This window comes from Cryptobacterium curtum DSM 15641, assembly GCF_000023845.1.
Classification (GTDB): Bacteria; Actinomycetota; Coriobacteriia; order Coriobacteriales; family Eggerthellaceae; genus Cryptobacterium; species Cryptobacterium curtum.
The window spans coordinates 871,236-893,944 of record NC_013170.1 but is presented as its reverse complement, the minus strand read 5'-3'; the positions used below and the strand labels follow the sequence as shown (position 1 = coordinate 893,944).

Genomic DNA, 22,709 nt, shown 5'->3' with positions numbered 1-22,709 from the left:
AGGATGTTAGATGCCGTGCTGTACAGACTGACTATTCCCCGGCTGCGCAGTCACCACGTTCTGCACCATGTAAGAATATTACATATGACGCGGCTACTCCTCGGCCGTACAAATGCCATATTTCGGCAACATTTAACGGCATAGTTTGTCCATAACGTGAGATAGGTTTAAAGGACCCTTTTGAAGGGATTATCTCTACCGAGGAGACCCTATGCCCTTTATCGCCACGTCCGAGCGCCTCACTAGTCGCTTGCATCTTTCGTCTGCAAGTAGACCTGCCCTGGCTGGCGTGATACTACTGGTGCTTGTTGCGCTGGTTTTGATGGTTCATAACATTGTTGCCTGTGCGGCGCACAAAGCGCTTTCTGAAGAGATACCACAAACCCAATCTTCGCCTTCTGCGGCCGAAGCGATTTCGTCTGATGATGCGGTTGATAGTGATGAGGTTGACGGAGCCAATGAAAGCCGTGCCCATTCTGCATTCGATCAAAAGAAAGTGATAGTGCATGTCAGCGGGCATGTTGTGAACCCCGGTGTCTATGAATTGTCACCAACGGATCGTGTTGAAGCAGCGGTGGAGGCTGCTGGTGGCATGAGTGAAGATGCCGATGCCAATGGATTGAACCTAGCGCGTGTGGTGCAAGATGGCGAGCAGATATATGTTCCAGGATTAGCAACCGATGATACTGCCACCAATCAATCTGGTGCATCTTCTTCTGTGCCATCTACATCGACATCATCGAAGAGCTCATCACAATCAGCGGGTAGCGCTGGGTCATCGCGTACGCAGAAAGTAAACATCAATACAGCAGATGCTAATGAACTATGCAGCCTACCAGGGGTAGGGCAAAGCACGGCACAAAAAATTATTACGTATCGTCAAACGGAGGGTCGTTTTGCCACCAAGGAGGATTTGAAACAGGTATCGGGTATTGGGGAAAAGAAATATGCCGCGCTGGCAGACTTTATTACTGTTTGATCGGGTATCAGACCGCAATAGTGTGCAGAACGACCAGCGTTGGTGTCTATCATGTGTGGACCGTACGCAGAACAATCATGTTCTGGAACGCGGCTGTGTACAGAGCGATCGCATGCCGCGTGTGGGTCATGCATGTACTCGCTGAATGCGAGCCGCAGGTAGAACGATCGAGCATGGTGAATACGAGTCCCTTGCAAAATACTCCCTTAAGACCGGCGCTCATGCCTCATGTATGTGCTGCGCTTGGCATGTGGGCAGCAGTTGGTGTGTCCCTTTGGTGGCTCGATACGGATCCTGATATTTCTCCAATCCTTTTGATGGGAGAATCACTCGGTGCTTTAGTGCTTTTTGTACCGTTTGTCGTGCGCGTACGGTCACATTTGTTATGTGCTTTTCTTTCGCTTCTGATTGGTACAGCCGCGGGTCTTGCTATCAGTACGGTGTTTATTCTGGTGCTTAACGAAGAAGCCGATCAGATTGCGCACGATGGTGCGCAGAGTCATACGTTCTGTGCGCTTGAAGATTCCCATACAGGCGAATTTAATTCTTCGGTAGAGGCGCTCTGTGTGCTTGAATCTGGTTCCCTCGAGCGGGTCTCGGTTATATTCGATAAGAATGAATCGCTTTCCTGTTGGGAAGTATTCACCGCCCACGGTGAATTACGGGGTGAAAAGCCAGCTTCAAGAGGTCGCCTGACACAACAAGGGCTTGCTGGTGATGTACATGCCCAGACAATTGAGCGGTTGGGACCAGCGCCTTTTGCTGCGTTGCCCTATACCGCACGGCATGCTTGTCTTTCAGCGCTGAGCAATCAAGGGGGAGAGGGTACTCTTCTGTTAAAGGCGCTTATCTGCGCTGACCGATCTGACCTGACGGGGAGTAGCGTTTATCGTGCAGTGCGATCATGTGGGCTTGCTCACTTAGTTGCGGTAAGTGGGTCGCATCTGGCGGTTTTTGCTGGGATGGTTGCTGCCATTCTCGCACGCATTCGTCTTGCAAAAGGACCTCGTAATATGCTGGTGCTTGCTCTTGCGGGTATCTATGTGGTGTTTGCGGGTGTGCCGATATCGGCTCTGAGAGCGTGTGCCATGTCAGCGGTTGTATTGCTCTCTTTTGCGTCGCGGCGGCGGGCAAGCGGTCTTTCCGCTTGGGCCTGGTGTGTTGGGGTACTTGTTATTTTGTGGCCGCCGAATGCCCTATCAGCATCGTTTCAACTTTCGGCTGCTGCAACACTGGGGATTATTCTGTTTGGTCGTTATTTTGCGCAGTGGATTGGGGTACTCCTTTTTGGACATGCACAACCCATAGCCGATGTTCTTGGCATTACGATTGCAGCCAGTTTAGCGACTCTGCCATTTTCAATAAGCGTATTCGGTCAGTTTCCCCTTGTGTCTCCACTGGCTAATGTGCTTGCTACGCCGTTGTTTGCGCTTACCTGTACAATCGCTTCAATACTGGTGCCTATCGCGGCTCTTATTCCGCCTCTTTCGAGTGTACTTGGTATACCGTGTTTCTGTGCCCAAGCGCTTTGTGATGTTGCCCATCTCTGTGCACACATTCCCTGTGCGAGTATTCCTGTCGCCTTTGAACTTCCCGTATTGCTCTGTGCAACGCTTACTGTGTTTGGCGTACTGTATGTTCTGTGGCCCACACCTTCACTGCCAGCTGCCATTAGTGCTGCCTGTCTGGCAACAGGCGCTTTGGTATGCATTCTTATTGTGCCCCCTGCTTTGCATGCGAGTGAACTGGTGCTTTTAGATCTTGAAGGGGATAGTGCCGTACTGGTCCGCGATGGTCCTTCAGCGGTGCTTATTGGGACAGGGTCATCTGGTCCCCGTCTGCTTAAGGCACTTGCTCGACATGATGTTAATCATCTTGATGCACTTGTGGTAACGGATGCATCCGCGCATACGCGCGTACTTGATGCGGTCTGTGGTGGAATAGGCATTGATCATGTTATTGCGTTTGGGCAGGGTTACACGCAGACAAAGGAAGATACCATCGCACCAAATAACAAGAACACACAGATCAATGGCCTGTTACTTGAAAGCTCTTTACCGAATTCATGCGGGGCGGGAAACGGATACTGTTCAATAGGTCATTTGCGATTGACGAGCATGTCTGATGTGACTGGTATATCTAATTCCTCGGATGAGCACGAAAGCGAAAACGGGCAGGGCATTTCGGGGGTGCTGTTTCAGTTAACAGCCGATACGAATGGCGATGGAACGGCTGATGTAACAGCACTTATTACTGACGAGCATTTCAAGCCAACGCTTGAAAGAGCACATTGTCTGAAGAGCAATGGACCGATAGATGTTCTTGTTAGTTTGCAACCGCGGGTTGATAGCAGTCGTGACGAGCGCATCGCAAAAGAAATTCATCCACGTGTCATTATGGAAGGACTCGTTCGAACAAATGAAGCGGGAAGTGATTTGATAGGTTCGTCTTCAACAGGTGATTCACGTCACATGACTGCTCACGCAACCAGTCGGGTAGATAAACAAAAGAAGAGCGATGTCCTTCTGTACAAAACTGATACATGCGGGGATGTTGTATGCAGATTGTTGCCGGACACAATGTACATCAATGCGGATCGCGTACCATGACGATATGACTTCAGCATCGACAACACCTTTGCTTCCCGCTTATCTTGTTACGGGCACCGATGACCTCAAGAAAGAGGCAGTTATCCGTCGTCTGCATGAGCGCATTGCCCGTGAAGGCGACCTGTCATTTAATCGTGATGAATTTGACGGGGCACAGGCTCAGGGTGAAGCTATCGTGGCATCTTGCAATACGCTTCCCTTTGCTAGCCCTGTTCGCCTTGTTGAGGTGTTTGCAGCTGATCGCTTGAAGGGGAGCGACGTTGCCCAGGTCATTGAGTATCTCGCGGCGCCCAATAACCAGACAGTTCTCTGCCTGGTGGCAACCGGGCTCGCCAAAAATACGCGCCTGTATAAAGCGGTGGCAAAGTTAGGTGCTCAGGCAGTTATTGATTGTGCGCCGCCAACCCGCCGTGATTTACCGAAGAAAGTTTCGGCTTTAGCAGCTTCACAAGGGGTATCTATTACCCAAGCTGCCATTGGTACCCTGATTGATCTTGTGGGAGAAAACACCGTCGCTCTCAACGCCGAGATACGCAAACTCGCGCTTGCTCACTGGGGAAGCGATGCAATCAATGAAAATGAAGTGCGAGCGCTTGTAAGCCGTACGAATGAAGCTAAGCCATGGGAATTTGTCGACGCTTTTTCAAGTCGCAATGTTGAGCGCTGTCTTGTTATTCAAGCGCAGCTTGGAGATATTTCAGCCTATCGCTTGCTTGCCCTGTGTGTTACGCGCATTCGCGAACTTATCATGACGAAGGCGCTCGTTAATCGAGGTCAAGTTCAAACACTTCCTGATTTATTGCATCTTCCTGCTTGGCGGGTAAAAAATCATGTTACCTGGGCGCGCGGGTTTTCAGTGTCAGAACTTCACCGAGCACTTGAAAGCGCCCGTGACACCGAATTAGCTATGAAAAGCGGTGCCAATCCTGAAGAATCTTTTGAGTCCTGGTGGCTTGGTGTCGTCTGTCGATAAGACATCTGTCATGAAACTTCGAATAATTTGTCGGCAAACAAGTTAGTTAATCTGCGCTGCTAAGCGGATGTAGGTACATATCTCTGCTTATAGCCTCAAAGTCAAACGGATCAGCTTTTAGGTGTAAAAAAGCCCAGAAGAGTATCGACTGTTCTTAGGATATGTGGCCTGATGTGTCCAAGAAATCGTCCGGAGGTCCACCTCGAAAAAGGGAGGCGTAAGCCTCCCTTTTTCGAGTGTTTGTACTGTATGTATTGAGTTGAAACGTATTCAGCTCGGTTATTCAGCAGCCTCTTCAGTGGACTCTTCAGCTTCTTCAGCCTCGCTTGCCTTTTCGGCTTCAGCCGCTTCAGCGGCCTTACGAGCTTCCGCAGCAGCTTGAGCCTTCTTGGTGGCCTTGCGATTCTTTTCCTTTACCTTGGCGGCTTCTTCATAGGCCTTCTGACGTTCAGCACGACGTGCAGCCTTCTTGGTACCACCCTTTGGCTCGGTAGCACGCTTCTCCGGTGCCTTGTAGGCAGCACGAATCTCATCGGTGACGACGGTGTTAGCAAGTTTCATAATGCCACTTTTACGGTTAGCCGCTTGGTTCTTATGGATGACTCCCTTTGAAGCCGCACGATCAAGCAGCTTGCAGGCATGATGGGCGCCAGCCAGTGCAGCAGCGCCATTGCCGGCCGCAACAGCATCTTTAACGACACGAATAGCCGTCTTTAGTTCGCTTTTGACGGCGCGATTACGCAGACGCGCCTTTTCATTGGTACGAATACGCTTCTTCTGACTTTTGATATTTGCCATGCTGGAACTCCTTTAATTCCGCCTTCTGCCGCAACGCGGCGTATTGTCTACCTATGCGGCATGCAGAAAATGCGGGGTGGAGTCTTAAGGCCAGGTGGAATACGGTCTTATCCGACGCATTTCAGAACCTGTGCCGAAATGCGATAGATTGAACGGTCAGGATTTTCCGTTCATGCGGCCGTTAGCCACCCGACGTAACGATGATCCCATGCAGCCTTGTCTGCAGATCCGCATAAGCAGTGTGCTTTGCGAACGTCTTGCCGGATACGCGATGCATCAGGTTACCAGATTTTGGCCATACGGTGGCGTGTGAAGGAAGAAAAGCGCGTACAAATGCACATCTCCTGCACGCCTGCGGGCAAGCTGCAGCGATGAGTTCTTATGGCAGCGTAACCGATATATTTTCCATCTCCTGCACGCCTGCGGGCAACTGCTGCAGCGGTATTTCAAGATATTTCCAACAACATTGCTGCAGCAGAGCAGTCATGTTGATGGTGTTTCAACTAAGAAGCACCGCGGTGAGATTTGGCGCTTCAGTAGAGGGTGCCGATACGCGTTCTATTTCACGATACAATATGAGTTCCGTTTACGCGGGATATTTGATCACACCCCTTGCACGTTTAATCGGAAGGGCAGGGGTATAACAGCAGTAAAGAAAGCAGCTATGACCGATCCTTCCCATATCAGGAATTTCAGCATTATTGCGCACATCGATCACGGTAAATCGACGCTCTCCGACCGTATTCTGGAACAGACCGGTACGGTTGCTGCGCGCGATATGCGCTCGCAGCTGCTTGATAACATGGATATCGAACGTGAGCGTGGCATTACCATCAAAAGTCAGGCAGTACGGGTAAGTTATACCGCCGATGATGGTGAAACGTATCAGTTCAATCTGATTGATACACCGGGGCACGTTGACTTTACCTACGAAGTCAGTCGCAGTCTTGCCGCCTGCGAAGGCGCTGTGTTGGTGGTTGATGCAACTCAAGGGGTCGAAGCACAGACGGTCGCAAATGCGATGATGGCTATGAATGCAAATCTGGCTGTTATTCCTCTTATCAACAAGATTGATCTACCGGCTGCCGAACCTGAGCGTGTCAAAGCAGAAATTGAAGATGGCCTTGCTATCCCCGCTGATGATGCCGTGCTTGCCAGTGGTAAAACGGGTGTCGGCGTGCATGATCTGCTCGAAGCCATTGTCTATGACATTCCCGCTCCTACGGGCGATGCACACGCGCCACTGCGCGCGCTTATCTTTGACAGTTATTTTGATGCGTATCGTGGTGTGGTAGCGCTCGTGCGCATTGTTGACGGGCAGCTTACCTGTGGACAACACCTGCGTCTGCTGGCTACCGATGCCGAGATGATCGCTGAAGAAGTTGGCGCACGTCATCCGGCGGAAGAGCCGTTGGAATGTCTTAGCATGGGCGAGGTTGGCTATCTTGTGACGGGATTGAAGGATATCGCACAGGTAAAAGTTGGCGACACCATCACAGCTACTGAAAACACAACCGTCGAGCCACTCCCGGGCTATCGTGAAGCGAAACCCATGGTCTTTACGGGGCTTTTCCCGATTGATGGCGACCAGTACGAGCCGCTTAAAGAAGCGCTTGAAAAGCTTTCCCTTAATGATCCAGCCCTTATTTGGGAACCTGAGACCTCGCATGCGCTTGGCTTTGGGTTCCGCGTAGGCTTTTTGGGACTTTTACACATGGAAGTTGTTAAGGAACGGCTTGAGCGTGAATTCAGTCTTGATTTGCTTGCAACTGCGCCAAGTGTGGAATATCACGTCTACAAATCATCGGGAGAAATGGTAAGCCTGCGTTCGCCGCAAGAGATGCCCGATCCGGGTGAAATCGATCATATTGAAGAGCCGTATCTCAAGGCAAAGATACTTATTCCGCCTGATTATGTCGGTGCTGTTATGGATTTAACGGTGGCGCGTCGCGGTGAATTTATTACGATGAACTACCTCAGCCCGACGACGGTCGAAATGGTTTGGGAGATTCCCTTGTCGGAACTCATTATGGACTATTTCGATAAGCTGAAGTCGAATACACGAGGATACGCAAGTCTCGACTATGACTTTGATGGCTATAAGCCAAGCAAGTTGGTTCGGCTTGATATCTTGCTGGCGGGCAAGCCTGTTGACGCGCTGAGTTTTATCGTTCAAAAAGATAAAGCCTACGATCGTGGGCGGGTGCTCACTGAAAAACTCAAGGAAATTATTCCCCGACAGATGTTTGAAGTGCCCATCCAAGCTGCTGTTGGTGGGCGTGTTTTATCGCGTCAAACAGTCAGTGCTAAACGTAAGGATGTTCTTGCCAAGTGTTATGGCGGCGACATCAGTCGTAAGCGCAAGCTGTTGGAAAAGCAGAAGCAAGGTAAGAAACGCATGAAGGGAATCGGCAATGTTGAGGTTCCCCAAGAAGCATTTATGGCCATATTGAAGGTCGACGAGTGATAGGCAACTATATGGCAGATACACAAGACGATACCGAACGCAGTTGGATTGACGAGGCCTTTGATGACAGGCGGCCGCCAACGCGGCGCATGGCTGGTTCGAGCAAAGCAGCAATTGGCTGTGGATGCTTTCTGGCCATTCTTTTAATGGTGATTATCGGTGTCTTAGGGCTTATGGGTGCCCTGAGTCTATCGAAAACCGTATAGGGCATCAGGTGGATTGGCCGGCATTTATGGCAACGCATCCGGTTATGTTAGCTCCTATGGCTGGCGTAACCGATCCAGTTATGCGTAAGCTCTGTCTTGAACAGGGCGCTTCTCTTACGTTTACCGAAATGGTAAGCGCTAAAGGGCTGTCGTATGAAAATCAGCGCACTGAAGACCTTTTAACGCTTTCTCCAGACGAGACACAGGTTGGCGTGCAACTCTTTGGACATGAGCCTGCTACCATGGCCCACCAGGCAGCACGTGTACGCGAAATGCTTGGCGAAGCGCTTGCTGTTATCGACATCAACATGGGCTGTCCTGCCCGAAAAATTATTACCAAAGGCGATGGATCGGCTCTTATGCAGCAGCCCGACCGTGCTGTACACATTGTTGCTGCTGTTGTTGACGCCGTCGATGTTCCGGTTACCGTTAAGATGCGGCGCGGGTTCGCGCTTGGCTGCGAGACTGCGGGTGATCTAGCACGTCGTGTTGAGCAGGCAGGAGCTGCGGGGGTAACGGTTCATGGGCGATTTGCGCAGCAGTTATACCGCGGCACATCCTGCCATGCGACTATTCGTCGCGTAAAAGAAGCGGTTGCGATTCCGGTGGTTGGCAATGGGGATGTCTGTTGTGGCGCTGATGCGGTTACGCTTATGCGTGAAACTGCGTGCGATGCCATCATGATTGCACGAGCAGCTGAAGGAAATCCATGGGTGTTCGCCGACGTGGCAGCAGCACTCGCTGGTAAGCCAGCACCACAACCACCCAGCTTACGCGAGCGCGTCGCGCTTGCTCGACGCCATGCGCGAGAGCTCTATAGGTGGGAGCCGCGTACACTGGTGCGTATGCGCAAGCAGGGGAGTTGGTACTGCAAGGGTCAACCAGGTGCCTCACAGGCGCGCGAAGCGTTGAATCGATGCCGGTCGCTTGCAGAATTTGAGGCTGCATTTGACGAAATGGATCGCCGTCTCGACGAACTTGAAATGCGTGAGGATGCGCAATGAACGATCCTTTCAAAGCGCTCTATGTGCATGTTCCGTTCTGTCGGGCAAAATGTTCGTATTGCGATTTTGCATCACATGTTCCAGGACACAACAGCGAAATGGATGCATATGTTGAAGCGGTTGTGCTTGCCCTGCGTGCCCGTGGGCGCGACGGGTTGTTGAGTGATATTGAAACCGTCTATTTTGGTGGGGGCACACCAACATTTCTAGGACCTGCCCGCCTTACTCAGTTACTGTATGCACTATCTCTTTCAATGCACCTAACCGATACGGTTGAATGCACTATTGAGGCAAATCCTGAAAGTCTGACACGGCGTATGGTGCGTGATCTGTGGGCGCTGGGAGCCAATCGGCTTTCCCTTGGTGTACAGAGTTTTGACGATACGGTGCTCGGTATATTGGGGCGTCCTCATTCAGCTGATGATGCGCGCCGTGCAATCGACGATGCGCATGATCGCTTTCACAATGTATCAATCGATTTGATATGTGGTATTCCTGGTCAAACGCCTGGAAGTTTTCTTTCAAGTGTGCAGGAAGCTATCGCGCTCGGTGTTTCGCATATTAGTATTTACCCGCTCACCATCGAAGAAGGCACACCATTCTATAGCCTATATAGTAAAGGGCTGCTTGCTGCTATTGACGAAGATGAACAAGCTGATGCCATGATAGATGCTTCACGTATACTTAAGCAGGCTGGTTTCTATCGATATGAAGTAGCAAGCTATGCTCGTATGGGATATGAATGCCGCCATAACTGTTCCTACTGGACAGGAGTACCGTATCTCGGTATAGGGTCGGGAGCCGTTAGTATGGAACAGAACGACGAGGGACGTTGGCGCAGTCAGGATGGATATATTCTTGAGCGACTCGATCGCTATCAGCGCGAAGCAGAAGATCTCATGCTAGGTATGCGCCTAACAAAGGGTATTTCCGATATACGTCTTAATGAAGCGGCGAAGTTGCTACCGCAGGCACCAAATACGTTTTCATCGCTTGTCTCGCTCGGTCTGGTTGAACATACGGATGGCGTATGGCAGTCAAGCGAAAAAGGATGGCTGCTTGGCAATGAACTCTATGGAGCACTTCTTGATTTGGCACCCTAATTAGCATGGGCACTTTTAGCGCTCTAGCCAGCATGGGTACTAACACGATCATTGCGTATGCCAGCGTGCGCCTCACGGCGTTCAACAGGTTGATATATTTCATCTGCATCGGAGGATTCCTTGGTAACAGCGTGCGCCTCATGGTGTTAAACACGTCGATACATCGACGTTGACTGTTCTCCTGGTGACATATTGGTATCTTTTGGAAGACAGTATCAGCACTCGATAGGCTTGGCTGCTAGAATGCCCTTTCAGCAAAGTATGTCGCAAAGCGTATTTTGGTGATGGTTGTAAAAACAGCTGACGAGTTTTTGAAGAGCCTTTCACCAAACAGTCGCGAAGTAGCTGCGAAGAGTAACCGGAAAGGAGCGTGAACCAAAGATGCTTTCTGATAGGCGCCAACGGGTGCTTGCTGCACTGATCGAAGAATACATATCGCACGCCCTGCCGGTTGGTTCGCGCACGCTGGTTGAGAACTATCGTTTGGGCGTCAGTTCAGCAACGGTGCGCAACGAACTATCAGTGTTGGAAGATGCAGGCTATATTAAGCAGCCGCATACGTCCGCTGGGCGCATTCCCACCGATTTCGGGTATCGCGCATTTGTCGATGACTTGTTGGGCTCGTATGTTACCGAAGAAGACCTTGATGAAGATTCTCGCCGTGCGGCGCGGGCGCTGAAAGATTCAGCGCTTGAACTCGACGATTTGATGGATCGCACCACGTCGGCGTTGGCTCGCCTGACAGAATGCTTATCGATCGTATTGCCCCCACAAACACTTTCGCTGTCAGTGCGACAGATTACACTCGTGGCGCTCTCAGCGCGGCGCGTCATGATTGTGGTGGTAACTGAAGAAGGACAGGTGCTTGATCGTCAGGTGGAATGTCCCTGCGAAGTATCACCTGATGAAGTACATGCCGTGCAGGAGACCTTAAACGCGCTGATTGTCGATAAACAACCAGATGATATACCGCATCATATTGACGAGGAACAGTTTCCCGACCATTTAACACGCCTTCTTATACGCGAGACGCTACGCCTTGTTGAAGAAGGCTCGGCAGGGCGTGCTCATCAAGAAGGTCTCAAAGCGTTGGTCCGACAACCCGAATTTGCGCAGGCACAGGCATTGATGCCCGTACTTGAAGTGCTTGAAGACGATACGATTTTGTTGCGTATACTGCACGATGTTGATAGCGATGGGAATACCACAGTGCGTATCGGAAGCGAAAACGGAGCCGCCTCTCTTGCGGGAGTGTCGGTGGTGGCTGGTCGTTACGGTCGTGGCCACAGCGAAGGAATTGTGGCAGTCATTGGGCCAACACGAATGAATTACGCACAAGTTATCAAGGCGGTGCGCACAGCGCAGAGCGCCTTGGGTGACACAGACGCATAAGGAAGACAGCTAGCGCTCTTGTAAAGATGGTAGCGTTGGATCGGTAAAGGAAGGTAGAACGTTTCATGTCCAAAGATCTCTACGAAGTACTCGGGGTTGAAAAGACAGCCACCGATGACGAGATCAAGAAGGCGTTCCGACGTCGTGCACGGCAACTTCATCCTGATGTCAATAAAGCGGATGATGCCGAGGAACAGTTCAAAGAATTAAACGAAGCATATGACGTGCTTTCCGATCCGGCTAAGCGTGCTCAGTATGATCGGTTTGGCACTATCCCTGGTAGTGCTGGTGGCAATGCACCATATGTCGATCTCGACGATCTGTTTGGCGGATTCGGCAGCATGGGCGACATCTTCAGCAGCTTCTTTGGCGGCGGTCAAGGTGGCGTGCGTATGCGGCGTGAGGGGCGTGATATGGGCGTGGGCTTGCGGCTTACGCTTGAAGAAGTGGCCGCTGGTGTGAAGAAAGAAATTGTCTACGATCGCCTTGCGCCGTGTCCCGAATGCGGCGGCAGCGGATTGGGTCCTGATGGAAAGGAAACTACATGTCCCGATTGCCATGGACAAGGCCGTGTTGTTACCGTTCAGCGTACCTTTTTAGGAGACATGCAGACCGCTTCGACCTGTCCGCGCTGTAACGGCACCGGCACTATTGTGACGGATCCTTGTCCAGAATGCGAAGGGCAGGGACGAGTTCCCGACCGTCAGCGCATTACCGTTGAGGTACCCGTTGGTATTCGCGACGGTCAGCAATTGCGCCTTTCTGGCTTTGGCGAAGCGGGCATGCAAGGAGCCAGCGCGGGCGATCTTATTGTGACGTGCCGTATCGTCGCTCATGATTATTTCAAGCGCGATGGCGACAATTTGCATACGCGCGTGAGCATTTCAATGGTGCAAGCCGCACTTGGCGCTGAAGTTGAAGTTGATGGCATTTTCGAAGGTGAAAAAGTAACCGTTGTTATTCCTGAAGGCTGTCAGAGCGAACAGGTTGTTCGGACGCGAGGGTATGGTATGCCACGCTTCAAAAGCGAAGCGCGAGGCGATTTGTTTACGCATGTGAATGTGGTCATTCCGAAAAAGCTTTCGAAGCGCGAACGAGAATTGCTTGAAGCGCTTGCAGAAGAAATGGGCGAGGGATACACCGAAGAGAGAACACCCTTCCAGAAGATCAAAGACGCGTTTAACTAGGAATCTCATGAGCTTGGCACGCTTCTTTCTTCCTTCTCAGGTGCTTGCCTGTGAACAGGAAAGTCCCTTTATTTTGCGTCTTTCTGCCGAAGATGAACACCACGCGCGGGTCTTGCGTCTTGCAGCTGGTGAACATGTGGCTGTTGTTGATGCGGCACAAGACTACTTTGAGTGCGAGATTGTTTCCTTCTATGCAGCAGGCATGTGCGTGCGTATTGCGGCGCATAATTCTGCTTCTGTCGACCGTCCCCAGGTATGTCTGTTGCAGGGTATTTCAAAAGGTGACAAGGTTGATGTTGTTATACGGCACGCGACCGAGCTCGGTGTAACGCAGTTTGTACCGTTAGCCTGCGAGCGAAGTGTGGTGAAACTTGACGGTGATAAAGCACACAAGCGGGTCGGTCGGTGGCGTGCGATTGCCAAAAGTGCCGCTATGCAATCAGGGCAGCCGCGTATACCTGAAGTTACTCTTCCGTATCGCTGCGACGAAGTGGCAGAGATACTTTCAGATGCTACGTGTATCCTTATTTGTTGGGAAGAAGCACATGGCGTTGGCGTGTCTGAGGCAATTGCTCAAGCACTTCAGTTGAGTGGACAGACGGCTGCCCACGCTCGCGTTGCGCTTGTCATCGGCCCTGAGGGTGGTCTGACGCAACATGAAGTGGATTATTTCTTGCATATGGGACCACCGGCTTACGCCGTAACTCTGGGGTCTTCCATCTTGCGCACTGAAACAGCGGGTATTGTGGCGCCAGCGCTTGCTCTGTCGACTCTGGGTGTCCTGCAATGAGATACACCATCATTAACTTAGGGTGCAAGGTTAATCGGGTCGAGTCGGATACCATCGCTGCTCAGCTCGAGGATCGGGGAGCCATTACCGACGACAGGTATCCCGATGTTGTTGTTATCAACACGTGTACCGTTACGGGCGAAGCAGAAAAAAAGACACGAAAAACCGTGCGCCGTGCCTTGCGTGATTTTATGGGCGCTCGGTCGGTTGTTGTTACCGGTTGTGCAGCCGCACTTGATCCAGATGAATTTTTATCCATGGATGAGCGCGTTGTTGTATGCGGAAAGAATCAGGTTGCCGATACCTGTTTTGAAGCAGTTCACGAAGAGCCGCTTATTGCCGAGGAAGTGCGCCGTCACCTGCGTTTTGGGGGAGATTTTCCTACCCGTGTTGGCCTTAAGATACAGGATGGGTGTAGCGCGGCATGTACGTTCTGTATTGTTCATGTTGCGCGGGGAAAAGCGTTCTCACGACCTCTTCCTGATGTACTGCGCGAAGCACACGAGCTGTACGATGCGGGCGTGCGCGAGGTAGTTTTAACCGGCATTAACCTGGGAACCTATACCAGTAACAATGCCAACTTAGCAAAGGTGGCTCAGCAGCTTATTGACGAGATGCCGAAGCTGCGAGTACGTATTTCGAGCATTGAACCACTTCATGCAACGGATGAATTGATAGAGGTGCTTTCCCGTCAAGAGGGGCGTGTGTGTCGTCATCTTCATCTGCCTCTTCAATCAGGGTCGTCGAAGGTCTTACACGAAATGGCGCGCCCGTATAGTGCCGAGCAGTTTTTGTCGATTGTTGAGCGTATTCGCACAGCTGTTCCCGAGGTATCGTTGTCGACCGATATTATTGTTGGGTTTCCCGGTGAAACTGATCAGGACTTTCAAGCAACCCTTGATATGGTGCGTGCGTGTCGCTTTTCGAAAGTCCACGTATTTCGTTACTCGAAGCGCGCGGGAACACCAGCAGCAGCGCGCACTGATCAAATAGATTCACTGGTCAGTGCTAACCGTTCGCATATTCTTTCAGAGCTGGCGCGTGAGGTGCGCTGGCAAGAAGCCACTCGACGCATCGGAACAAGCGAAGACGTACTTGTTGAATCACATGGTTTGGGAATGAGTGAATCGTATTATCCCGTTTCGGTTGACCCGGCGATACCGCGCGGTTCTCTGGCGCGCATGCATTTGAAGAGCTTTGATTCTCACGGGACGTTTCAGGTTTAATGCGCTTTATAATAGCCCCAGAATTCTTGAAAGCATTTTCAGCGTGCGGTGCACTTATGAAAGGCTGAAACGGTGGATATCACAATCAATTATGACTATGGACGTGAACGTGTTGAGGGCATGCCTCTTGAAAGTCTTGCGCAATTTATTATCGCCGCTGAAGGCAAGCCGGCCTCTACCGAGGTTTCTATCAGCTTTGTCGACGATGACCGTATTGCTGAGCTGAACGAAGCATATCGCGGCAAAGTGGGTCCAACCGACGTATTAAGCTTTGAGTGCGACGGGTATGATGACGATTTCAGCGTCAACAACGAAGCTGATCAGGTGGGGGAGATTCCCTACGAATTGGGCGACATTGTTGTGGCAGTTGATGTGGCCGAACGACAGACGGCTCTTTTTGGCACGACGTTGGCAGAGGAAATAGAGCTCTTGGTGTGCCATGGTCTGCTTCATCTTTGTGGATATGATCATATGGTTGAAGAAGAAGCTCAGGTAATGGAAGCGCGCGAAGATGAGCTGCTCGCTGCGTGGAGGAATTCCCTATGAAGCCCGATGGGACTCCCACGCCGTTTGTTTCTTCTTTTCGATATGCGGCTCGTGGCATAGTTCAGGCGTATCGACTGGGTCTTAACATTCGCGTGCAGACCGTGGTTGCTTTGGTGGTTGTCCTTGCTGGAGTTCTCTGTGCTCTTAGCCCCGTTGAATGGTGTCTTATCGTTCTGTGCATTGGCGCTGTACTGGCGGCTGAATGTCTCAATACTGCTCTTGAGCAGGCTATCGATTTGTCATGCCCTCATTTTGATGAGCAGGCGGGCGTTGCGAAAGATCTTGCTGCTGGTGCCGTGCTCGCCCTGTCGATAGCTTCTTGCATTATTGGGCTGCTCGTGTTTGTTCCTCATATTATTTCGTTTTTTTGTTAGCTTCAGTGGGTGAATCAATGACTACTCAAACCACGCTATCACACTCTGAATCACAATCTGGTGATGACACATCGTTTCAATCGGGGTTTGTCACCCTTGTCGGTCGTCCCAATGCAGGTAAGTCAACACTTATCAATGCTATCATGGGCAAAAAAGTGGCTATTACCAGCGATACCGCTCAGACAACGCGCCATCGCTTTCGCGCGGTCAAAACTACCGATACCTTTCAGCTGGTGCTTATTGATACGCCAGGCATTCATAAGCCACATGATGCGCTTGGCCAAGAACTCAATGAATCAGCCATCCAAGCGCTTGACGGTATCGATGTGGTTGCTTTTCTTGTCGACGGTACTAAACCTGTCGGCACGGGGGACGAATGGGTGTCTCGCATAATTGCTCCTATCAAGGCAAAAAAGGTACTGGTTATCACCAAGATTGATCTCATCGATCAAGATACGATTGATGCGCAGATGGAAGCGGCGTCAGCACTTGCTGATTGGGATGCAAAAATTCAACTTTCTGCCGTAAGCGGCGAGGGCGTTGAATTCTTCCTGAACAAAATGGCATCGCTACTCCCGGTAGGCCCACGCTGGTTTCCTGCCGATATGGAAACCGATCAGCCCCTTGAAGTGGTGGTTGCTGAATTCATTCGCGAAAAAATTCTGCGCAGCTTTTACGATGAAGTACCCCATGCTATTGGCGTGGTGGTTGACGAATTGGAATACGTACGACGCAAAGATCTCGAACGCGTTTTTGCCACGATTTTTGTTGAACATGAAAGTCAAAAGGGCATTATTATTGGCAAACGCGGGGCAGCCCTAAAAGCTATCGGGCAGGCTGCGCGCATAGATCTTGAACAGTTGCTTGGCTGTCGGGTGTATTTGGACTTACATGTGAAAGTCAAAAAGAACTGGCGGCGCGATCTCAATCAGATCAGACGGTTTGGTTACGGCGAAGGCATTTAATGGGTCGTCCTGCACAGCATGAGCGCGCTATCGTCTTGCATCGCAATCGCTTGCGTGAAAGCGACGCTATTGTCGATGCGCTCATTGAAGATGGGTCCCGTATCAGTTTTGTGGCACGCGGTGCCTTAAAGCCTTCTAATCCGTTTGCGGCACGTCTTGATCTCTTTGGGGTATGTGATGTCATGCTTGCGCCGAGTCGTGGGTTGGCAATTGTCAGCGAAGCGCGTCTTGCGGCTGCCCATGCTCCATTGCGTAGTGACATCATTCGCAATGCTGCGGCGGCTCCTATTCTTGATGCGCTGCGTCGCTGTGCACATGAGGATCTTCCGGTTCCTCGCCTATTTCCTATGACCGAATCCATTCTTGACCATCTATCGACCTGCGAAGAGATAGTATTATGTCCGCTGACGGCTGCCTATCTTTTGAAGCTGTTTGCACTCCTGGGATTTCGCCCTTCGCTTGACACCTGCATCGATTGTGGACAGTCGCTTTTGGAAGACAATCCAACAGACGAAGTGCGCTTTTCATATATCGACGGCGGGGCGCTTTGCTACGACTGTGCCGCATCCCATGTCCATGTGGCGCTTTCTCTGCATACCCTCAACTGGGCACACGCATTGTCATTGATGACCTTTGACGAGGTGGAACAGGCTGATTGCGATATCGACACCGCATTTCACGTGCTGCATCTGTGTCATAGTTGGCTGCGTGGTGCCTTGGGGGTTAACCTGAAATCGATGAATTTTCTTCTTTCCTGCGGACTCTTTTAAGGCAGCGTGAAAAGGGGGTGTTCACTTGAAGCAGAGGCCGCTTGTGTGCAGACGATAGAATCACCTGATCGAGAATGCATCAGTGCACGAAGCGCCTATAATGGACAAGCTGTCTGGTGACAGACTACTTCCTGCTTGGCGCGCACGCGCCCACCGCATGACGCTCGGCGGGAAGCGAATTGTTGTGGACGTCACGTCCCGAAGAGAAAGGTGGGATCATGGCTGACAAGCTGAGTATCTCCAAAGAGCGCACTGCAGAATTGATGCGCGAATATGGCAAAAACGAACACGATTCGGGTAGTGCGGAGGTGCAGGTCGCCATTCTGACGGAGCGTATCCGTAATCTTACCGAACATCTGAAGACCCACAAGAAGGATAACCATTCTCGTCGTGGTCTGATGATGCTTATTGGTAAGCGTCGTGGTCTTTTGCGTTACATCAAGAACCGTGACATCGAGCATTATCGTGACCTTATTAAAAGGCTCGGTATCCGCGATAACGTGTAAATGCCTAAAGCCCGCATTTTTGTGCGGGCTTTTGCTTTTCCACCAGAGCGAACACGGTCGGTCGCGCAGGGCGTGGCTGCTCGGGTAGTGGGGGAGGTCCCTACTACAAAGAAGCTTTAGGCACTCCGGCCTAAAGGAACGAGAAAGTAGACACATGAAAAAAGTTGTTGAAGAATTCGAACTCTATGGTAAATCCTATCGTCTTGAAACAGGCGAATTGGCAAAGCAGGCAACGGGTGCCGTGCTGGTGACACAGGGTGAAACAACCTGCTTGGTAACAGCGGTCGTTTCGAAGGAAGAAAAAGATTATGACTTCTTCCCACTGACCGTCGACTTCATGGAAAAGATGTACGCGGTTGGCCGCATTCCAGGTGGTTATTTGAAGCGCGAAGGAAAAGCTTCCGACAAGGGTACGCTCACGGCTCGTATGATCGACCGTCCTATTCGTCCGGGCTTTCCTGATGGATTTAAGCAAGAAGTACATATTGTTGCTACGACGTTTGTTGCTGACGGCCAAAATCCACCTGATTGCATTTGCGTTGGCGGCGCTTCGGCGGCTTTGCTTGCTGGCGGTGCACCGTTTGATGGTCCTGCTGCTTGTGTGCGTATTGCCCGCAACGTGGAAACGGGCGAATTTATCGTTAACCCCACCTATGCTGAACAGGAAGAAAGCGATCTTGAGCTAACGATTGCTGGTACTGCCGATTACATCAGCATGGTTGAAGCAGGTGCCAATGAAGTAAGCGAAGAAGACATGCTTGCCGCAATGAACTTCGGACAAGAAGCCATTGCCGCCTTCTGCGACGCCCAACAGCGTTTTCTCGACCAGCTCGATTGTACGCCGCTTGAATATGCCATTCATACCGCTGATCCGCGTATTGCCGAACGCGTTAACGCTCACGAAGCCGAGATGGCTGCTGCTCTGCGTGATGCTGATAAGCTTTCGCGTATCGCAAAGGTTGAGGCGCTTAAAGCAGCTGTACGCGAAAGTGATTTCAGCGACGAAGAGCGCGCTGCGTGGGCTTCCGATATTGCCGCTGCTCTGAAGGCGCTCGAGAAGCGGGCGATGCGTGTCATGATTATCGAAACGGGCGAGCGGGTCGATGGGCGTGCTGCCGACGAGATTCGTCCTCTTTATATCCGCCCGGGATATCTTCCGCGTGTACATGGTTCGGGCTTGTTCCAGCGTGGCCAGACGCAGGCACTTTCAGTGTGCACACTGGGCACATTGCGCGAAGGACAGCGGCTTGACACGATTGACCCATCCGAGGGCAAGCGCTATATGCACCAGTACAACTTCCCGCCCTATTGCACGGGCGAAGTTGGTCGTATAGGAGCGCCAAAGCGTCGCGAAATTGGCCATGGTGCCCTTGCTGAGCGGGCTCTTATTCCCGTGCTTCCCAGCGAAGATGATTTTCCCTATGCCATTCGTGTTGTCTCTGAGATTCTTGAGTCCAACGGGTCAAGCTCTATGGCATCTACCTGTGGATCAACGCTTGCCCTTATGGACGCTGGCGTGCCCATTACGGCTCCTGTTTCCGGTATTGCAATGGGCCTTATCAAAGAAGGAGACGAAACGGTCATCCTGTCTGACATCCAGGGTCTTGAGGACTTCCTCGGAGATATGGACTTCAAGGTAACTGGCACCGCTCGTGGTATCACGGCTCTACAGATGGATAACAAGGCGCGCGGTCTGTCGACTGAAATTCTTGGCAGGGCGCTTGCGCAGGCGAAGGAAGGACGTGCCTTTATCCTGTCTGCTATGCTTGAGCAAATTTCCGAGCCACGTGCTGAACTGTCTGAGTTTGCGCCGCGTATCGAGACTATCAAGATTCCGGTTGAAAAGATTCGCGACGTTATTGGCACGGGTGGCAAAGTTATTCGCGGCCTCCAAGACGAAACCGGTGCGACGATTGAGGTCGAAGAAGACGGTACGGTTCATATTGCTGCCGTTGAAGGCCCTGCTGGCGAGGCAGCTAAGCAGGCTATTCTTGACATTATTAAAGAGCCTGAAGTTGGCGAAATATACGACGGCGAAGTGGTAGGTATCAAAGACTTTGGCGCCTTTGTTAAGCTGACAGCTGGTAAAGATGGCCTGCTTCATATCAGCCGCATGGCCAATGGTCGTGTGGGTCAGGTCGAAGATGTGCTTAACCTGGGCGATGCTGTCAAGGTTGAAGTTATCGAAGTTGGCGACAACGGCAAAATCAGTCTTGATCGCATTGATAAACCCGATGCACCGCAAGGCTCTTCACGTCCACGCCGCGATATTGACAGTCGTAGCGATCGCGGGCAGCATGAACGCCGTCAGTCTGGTCGCCGCCCAGGTGACCAAGGTGTGCAAGGCGATCATCGCCGTTCTCGGTCACGTAAGCGCGATTAACATACGACGTTGGGAGAATGACATGATACATGTTGCGGTAAGTGGCTGTGCTGGACGGATGGGAGCTACGGTAGTTGCTGCTGTCTTAGCTGCCGACGATATGGACTTGGTATGCGGTATCGACCCGCACCAGACACCTGCCGCATTTCCCGTCTACAAAAGTGTTCCCGAGGCTCTTGCCGCGCAGGATACTATTGATGTCTTGATTGACTTTACCGAGCCGTCATCAGTTGCAGACAATATTCGCAGCTGTCTGGCGGCTCATATCAATTGTGTCGTGGGAACGACCGGTCTTACCCCAGCCGATCTTGAAAAGTTAGCCGAACAGGTATGCGACAATACGTGCTTATTCTATGCACCCAACTTCACTATCGGTGCGGTGTTGATGATGCAATTTGCCGAGATGGCCGCAAAGTATTTCCCCGAAGCAGAAGTTATCGAATTCCATCATTGTCATAAGAAAGATGCCCCCAGTGGCACCGCGATGAATACGGCTCGTCGTATTGCCGCAGCACGTGATCATACCTCGTTGGCACCAGGTCGCGAAACCGAAGTTGCTGATGGGCAGGGTGCTCGAGGGGCGCTGGTCGAAGGGGTGCCGGTCCACTCGGTACGCAGCAATGGTTATTCTGCTTCGCAAGAGGTTATATTTGGTTCAATGGGACAGACGTTAACTATTCGGCATGACTCATGGGATCGTGCCAGTTATATGCCGGGCGTGTTGTTAGCAGTGCGTGCTGTTATCGATCGAGAGGGCCTTATTATTGGACTTGAAAACCTTATGGCTTGAAGACTTCAAAATGTCGCTTGCCAACAGGGTTGCTTTCGGTATAATTCTCTCTTGCGCAACAGCGCACTAAAAATTCCTCGGTAGCTCAACGGCAGAGCATTCGGCTGTTAACCGAAGGGTTGTAGGTTCGAATCCTACCCGGGGAGCCATTTGATATACCTCAAGGGCCATAAGGCCCTTTTCTACGGGCGTTTGGCGCAGCGGGAGCGCGCTTCCTTCACACGGAAGAGGTCACAGGTTCAAACCCTGTAACGCCCACCATCGACATTGCAGGTCAGAAGCGTAAAGTTCCTGACCTGTTTTCATGCATGTGACTGAATGTGATTGAGCGCTTTTTCTCTGCTCAAAGCTGTTCGAAGTTTTAAGTTCTCGAAGCAAACATCCACACGCGTCGGTAGGCGAACGAGCGCACACATTCTTCCTTATTTGAATAAATCCCCGCACGTTCCTCTAGGTAAATAAACGTTGATGCGCCTAGAACGGAATTCGAGGTGGGCCTCCGGAATTTTCATACTTATTCGAACGGATAGCGTTCAGTTACGCAGTATGAGAATGAAAGCTCAATATTTGCATAGAGATCGCACTTCCCAGCGTGTGAATGAGTGCGCACATTGAGCTTCATCCGACATGGGCTTTCGCCTTGCGTAGGTTTAACGTACTTCGCTACAGAGTCTTCAAGAGATGGGATAATAAATCGGATAAAGTAGCCCATTTATTTGATTCGGAGGCGAATTGCATGTCCCAGAGCACACAGCCATTATTTGGTCGGCTTATTCCGGCAATGGTGACACCATTCGACGATGAGTTACATGTCGATATAGCGCAGACTCGTGCTCTTGCGCGACGTCTTGTCGATGGCGGCTGCGATTCTCTGCTGATCTTCGGAACAACAGGGGAGGGCCCTACTGTTTGCGCTGATGCAAAGATTGACGTTCTTGGGGCACTTGTTGCTGACCAGTCGTTAACGGTGCCGATTATCGCTAATGTTGGCAATAACTGCACCGCTGATACCATCGCGTTTGCGCGTCGTGCTGAAGAAGTGGGTGTCGATGGTCTTATGGCGGTGGTGCCGTACTATAACAAGCCACCTCAAACCGGCCTGTTTGCACATTTTTCTGCTCTTGCCAACGCAGTTGACCTGCCGATAATTCTTTATAACATCCCAGGGCGTTGTGGGATCAATATGGAAGCAGAAACGACGCTTGCGCTTGCCCGTGAGCATCACAATATTGTTGCTGTTAAAGAAGCTTCGGGTGATCTTGAGCAGATCGCCCAAATCGCCGCTGATGCTCCGGATTATTTTACGGTGTATTCGGGTGATGATGCATTAACCGTCGATGTTATGAAGTGCGGAGGGGCAGGCGTTATTTCAACTATCGCTAATGTTACCCCGGCGCGCATGAAGAAAATTGTGGAGTATGCGGCGCAAGGTCTATGGACTGAAGCAGTCGCTGAAAATGAAAACTTGTTGCCCCTCATGCGAGGGCTGTTCGCGACGTCCAACCCCATTCTGGTTAAGGAAGCATTGAATCTGAGCGGATTCAATGTGGGGGGCGTGCGGCTTCCGCTTCTGCGGGCAACCAGAGAAGAATCAGCTGCATTAGCGCAGGTAATGCGCAGTGTTGGTCTCTCTGTCTAACC

The 22,709-nt window shown here is 51.3% G+C and carries 20 protein-coding genes and 2 tRNA genes; 21 read left to right on the top strand and 1 reads right to left on the bottom strand.

Going from position 1 to position 22,709, the window contains the following annotated elements; all coding sequences use genetic code 11:
- The first annotated feature begins 211 nt into the window (after window positions 1-211).
- From CCUR_RS03850 to holA, 3 genes are all read left to right on the top strand, one after another.
- Window positions 212-979, top strand: a complete 768-nt coding sequence (locus tag CCUR_RS03850; protein WP_012803169.1) for a ComEA family DNA-binding protein — start codon at window positions 212-214, stop codon at window positions 977-979.
- A gap of 95 nt (window positions 980-1,074) precedes the next feature.
- Window positions 1,075-3,588 carry a ComEC/Rec2 family competence protein gene (locus CCUR_RS03845; RefSeq protein WP_169302064.1) on the top strand — a complete coding sequence of 838 codons (2,514 nt, stop codon included), beginning with the start codon at window positions 1,075-1,077 and terminating at the stop codon, window positions 3,586-3,588.
- Window positions 3,569-4,561 (top strand): DNA polymerase III subunit delta, encoded by a 993-nt coding sequence (holA, locus tag CCUR_RS03840; RefSeq protein WP_012803167.1) that lies wholly within the window; start codon window positions 3,569-3,571, stop codon window positions 4,559-4,561. Before CCUR_RS03845 ends, holA begins: the two co-directional genes overlap by 20 nt.
- 279 nt (window positions 4,562-4,840) lie before the next feature.
- On the opposite strand, the gene rpsT is transcribed toward holA, so the two are convergent.
- Entirely contained in the window at window positions 4,841-5,359 is a 519-nt protein-coding gene (gene rpsT / locus CCUR_RS03835) for a 30S ribosomal protein S20 (RefSeq protein ID WP_012803166.1), read from the bottom strand.
- Between the two features lie 664 nt (window positions 5,360-6,023).
- Here rpsT and lepA point away from each other — a divergent pair.
- The 18 genes from lepA to dapA all read left to right on the top strand — a co-directional run bounded on the left by lepA (window position 6,024) and on the right by dapA (window position 22,707).
- A complete protein-coding gene (lepA, locus tag CCUR_RS03830; protein WP_012803165.1) occupies window positions 6,024-7,826 on the top strand; it encodes a translation elongation factor 4 in 1,803 nt (600 codons plus the stop codon).
- A gap of 11 nt (window positions 7,827-7,837) precedes the next feature.
- Window positions 7,838-8,032 (top strand): hypothetical protein, encoded by a 195-nt coding sequence (locus tag CCUR_RS07470; RefSeq protein ID WP_143711809.1) that lies wholly within the window; start codon window positions 7,838-7,840, stop codon window positions 8,030-8,032.
- Window positions 8,033-8,040: 8 nt separating this feature from the next.
- Window positions 8,041-9,036: a tRNA dihydrouridine synthase DusB gene (gene dusB, locus CCUR_RS03820; protein ID WP_012803163.1), complete on the top strand. Its 996-nt coding sequence runs from the start codon at window positions 8,041-8,043 to the stop codon at window positions 9,034-9,036.
- Window positions 9,033-10,139 carry a radical SAM family heme chaperone HemW gene (hemW, locus tag CCUR_RS03815; RefSeq protein ID WP_012803162.1) on the top strand — a complete coding sequence of 369 codons (1,107 nt, stop codon included), beginning with the start codon at window positions 9,033-9,035 and terminating at the stop codon, window positions 10,137-10,139. The genes dusB and hemW overlap by 4 nt, the downstream gene beginning before the upstream one ends.
- Before the next feature lie 381 nt (window positions 10,140-10,520).
- Window positions 10,521-11,531 (top strand): heat-inducible transcriptional repressor HrcA, encoded by a 1,011-nt coding sequence (gene hrcA, locus CCUR_RS03810; RefSeq protein ID WP_012803161.1) that lies wholly within the window; start codon window positions 10,521-10,523, stop codon window positions 11,529-11,531.
- Window positions 11,532-11,596: 65 nt separating this feature from the next.
- Window positions 11,597-12,718 (top strand): molecular chaperone DnaJ, encoded by a 1,122-nt coding sequence (gene dnaJ, locus CCUR_RS03805; RefSeq protein ID WP_012803160.1) that lies wholly within the window; start codon window positions 11,597-11,599, stop codon window positions 12,716-12,718.
- A gap of 7 nt (window positions 12,719-12,725) precedes the next feature.
- A complete protein-coding gene (locus tag CCUR_RS03800; protein ID WP_012803159.1) occupies window positions 12,726-13,508 on the top strand; it encodes an RsmE family RNA methyltransferase in 783 nt (260 codons plus the stop codon).
- The gene (gene mtaB / locus CCUR_RS03795; RefSeq protein WP_012803158.1) at window positions 13,505-14,734 is read left to right on the top strand and encodes a tRNA (N(6)-L-threonylcarbamoyladenosine(37)-C(2))-methylthiotransferase MtaB; all 1,230 of its coding nucleotides are present in this window, start codon (window positions 13,505-13,507) and stop codon (window positions 14,732-14,734) included. The genes CCUR_RS03800 and mtaB overlap by 4 nt, the downstream gene beginning before the upstream one ends.
- Window positions 14,735-14,806: 72 nt before the next feature.
- Window positions 14,807-15,280 carry an rRNA maturation RNase YbeY gene (ybeY, locus tag CCUR_RS03790; RefSeq protein ID WP_012803157.1) on the top strand — a complete coding sequence of 158 codons (474 nt, stop codon included), beginning with the start codon at window positions 14,807-14,809 and terminating at the stop codon, window positions 15,278-15,280.
- A complete protein-coding gene (locus CCUR_RS03785; protein WP_012803156.1) occupies window positions 15,277-15,654 on the top strand; it encodes a diacylglycerol kinase family protein in 378 nt (125 codons plus the stop codon). Before ybeY ends, CCUR_RS03785 begins: the two co-directional genes overlap by 4 nt.
- Window positions 15,655-15,671: 17 nt before the next feature.
- Window positions 15,672-16,619 (top strand): GTPase Era, encoded by a 948-nt coding sequence (gene era, locus CCUR_RS03780; protein WP_012803155.1) that lies wholly within the window; start codon window positions 15,672-15,674, stop codon window positions 16,617-16,619.
- Window positions 16,619-17,389 (top strand): DNA repair protein RecO, encoded by a 771-nt coding sequence (gene recO / locus CCUR_RS03775; RefSeq protein WP_012803154.1) that lies wholly within the window; start codon window positions 16,619-16,621, stop codon window positions 17,387-17,389. Before era ends, recO begins: the two co-directional genes overlap by 1 nt.
- 218 nt (window positions 17,390-17,607) lie before the next feature.
- Window positions 17,608-17,895 (top strand): 30S ribosomal protein S15, encoded by a 288-nt coding sequence (rpsO, locus tag CCUR_RS03770; protein ID WP_012803153.1) that lies wholly within the window; start codon window positions 17,608-17,610, stop codon window positions 17,893-17,895.
- A gap of 154 nt (window positions 17,896-18,049) precedes the next feature.
- On the top strand, window positions 18,050-20,278 hold the full coding sequence (locus CCUR_RS03765; protein WP_012803152.1) for a polyribonucleotide nucleotidyltransferase: 2,229 nt from the start codon (window positions 18,050-18,052) through the stop codon (window positions 20,276-20,278).
- A 22-nt stretch (window positions 20,279-20,300) separates the two neighbouring features.
- Window positions 20,301-21,068, top strand: coding sequence for a 4-hydroxy-tetrahydrodipicolinate reductase (gene dapB, locus CCUR_RS03760; RefSeq protein ID WP_012803151.1), 768 nt, complete (start codon window positions 20,301-20,303; stop codon window positions 21,066-21,068).
- Between the two features lie 74 nt (window positions 21,069-21,142).
- A tRNA-Asn gene (locus tag CCUR_RS03755) sits at window positions 21,143-21,217 on the top strand.
- 37 nt (window positions 21,218-21,254) lie between these two features.
- Window positions 21,255-21,329, top strand: a tRNA-Val gene (locus CCUR_RS03750).
- Between the two features lie 475 nt (window positions 21,330-21,804).
- Entirely contained in the window at window positions 21,805-22,707 is a 903-nt protein-coding gene (gene dapA / locus CCUR_RS03745) for a 4-hydroxy-tetrahydrodipicolinate synthase (protein WP_012803149.1), read from the top strand.
- Window positions 22,708-22,709: the final 2 nt, after the last annotated feature.

What these genes read in the sequence shown, in the direction of transcription:
- hemW (WP_012803162.1), top strand. Translation starts at nt 9,033, where the DNA reads ATGAACGATCCTTTCAAAGCGCTCTATGTGCATGTTCCGTTCTGTCGG.
- rpsT (WP_012803166.1), bottom strand. Translation starts at nt 5,359, where the DNA reads ATGGCAAATATCAAAAGTCAGAAGAAGCGTATTCGTACCAATGAAAAG.
- dapA (WP_012803149.1), top strand. Translation starts at nt 21,805, where the DNA reads ATGTCCCAGAGCACACAGCCATTATTTGGTCGGCTTATTCCGGCAATG.
- dapB (WP_012803151.1), top strand. Translation starts at nt 20,301, where the DNA reads ATGATACATGTTGCGGTAAGTGGCTGTGCTGGACGGATGGGAGCTACG.
- holA (WP_012803167.1), top strand. Translation starts at nt 3,569, where the DNA reads ATGCGGATCGCGTACCATGACGATATGACTTCAGCATCGACAACACCT.
- CCUR_RS03765 (WP_012803152.1), top strand. Translation starts at nt 18,050, where the DNA reads ATGAAAAAAGTTGTTGAAGAATTCGAACTCTATGGTAAATCCTATCGT.
- era (WP_012803155.1), top strand. Translation starts at nt 15,672, where the DNA reads ATGACTACTCAAACCACGCTATCACACTCTGAATCACAATCTGGTGAT.
- dnaJ (WP_012803160.1), top strand. Translation starts at nt 11,597, where the DNA reads ATGTCCAAAGATCTCTACGAAGTACTCGGGGTTGAAAAGACAGCCACC.
- mtaB (WP_012803158.1), top strand. Translation starts at nt 13,505, where the DNA reads ATGAGATACACCATCATTAACTTAGGGTGCAAGGTTAATCGGGTCGAG.
- CCUR_RS03785 (WP_012803156.1), top strand. Translation starts at nt 15,277, where the DNA reads ATGAAGCCCGATGGGACTCCCACGCCGTTTGTTTCTTCTTTTCGATAT.
- CCUR_RS03850 (WP_012803169.1), top strand. Translation starts at nt 212, where the DNA reads ATGCCCTTTATCGCCACGTCCGAGCGCCTCACTAGTCGCTTGCATCTT.
- recO (WP_012803154.1), top strand. Translation starts at nt 16,619, where the DNA reads ATGGGTCGTCCTGCACAGCATGAGCGCGCTATCGTCTTGCATCGCAAT.
- CCUR_RS07470 (WP_143711809.1), top strand. Translation starts at nt 7,838, where the DNA reads ATGGCAGATACACAAGACGATACCGAACGCAGTTGGATTGACGAGGCC.
- CCUR_RS03800 (WP_012803159.1), top strand. Translation starts at nt 12,726, where the DNA reads ATGAGCTTGGCACGCTTCTTTCTTCCTTCTCAGGTGCTTGCCTGTGAA.
- rpsO (WP_012803153.1), top strand. Translation starts at nt 17,608, where the DNA reads ATGGCTGACAAGCTGAGTATCTCCAAAGAGCGCACTGCAGAATTGATG.
- hrcA (WP_012803161.1), top strand. Translation starts at nt 10,521, where the DNA reads ATGCTTTCTGATAGGCGCCAACGGGTGCTTGCTGCACTGATCGAAGAA.
- lepA (WP_012803165.1), top strand. Translation starts at nt 6,024, where the DNA reads ATGACCGATCCTTCCCATATCAGGAATTTCAGCATTATTGCGCACATC.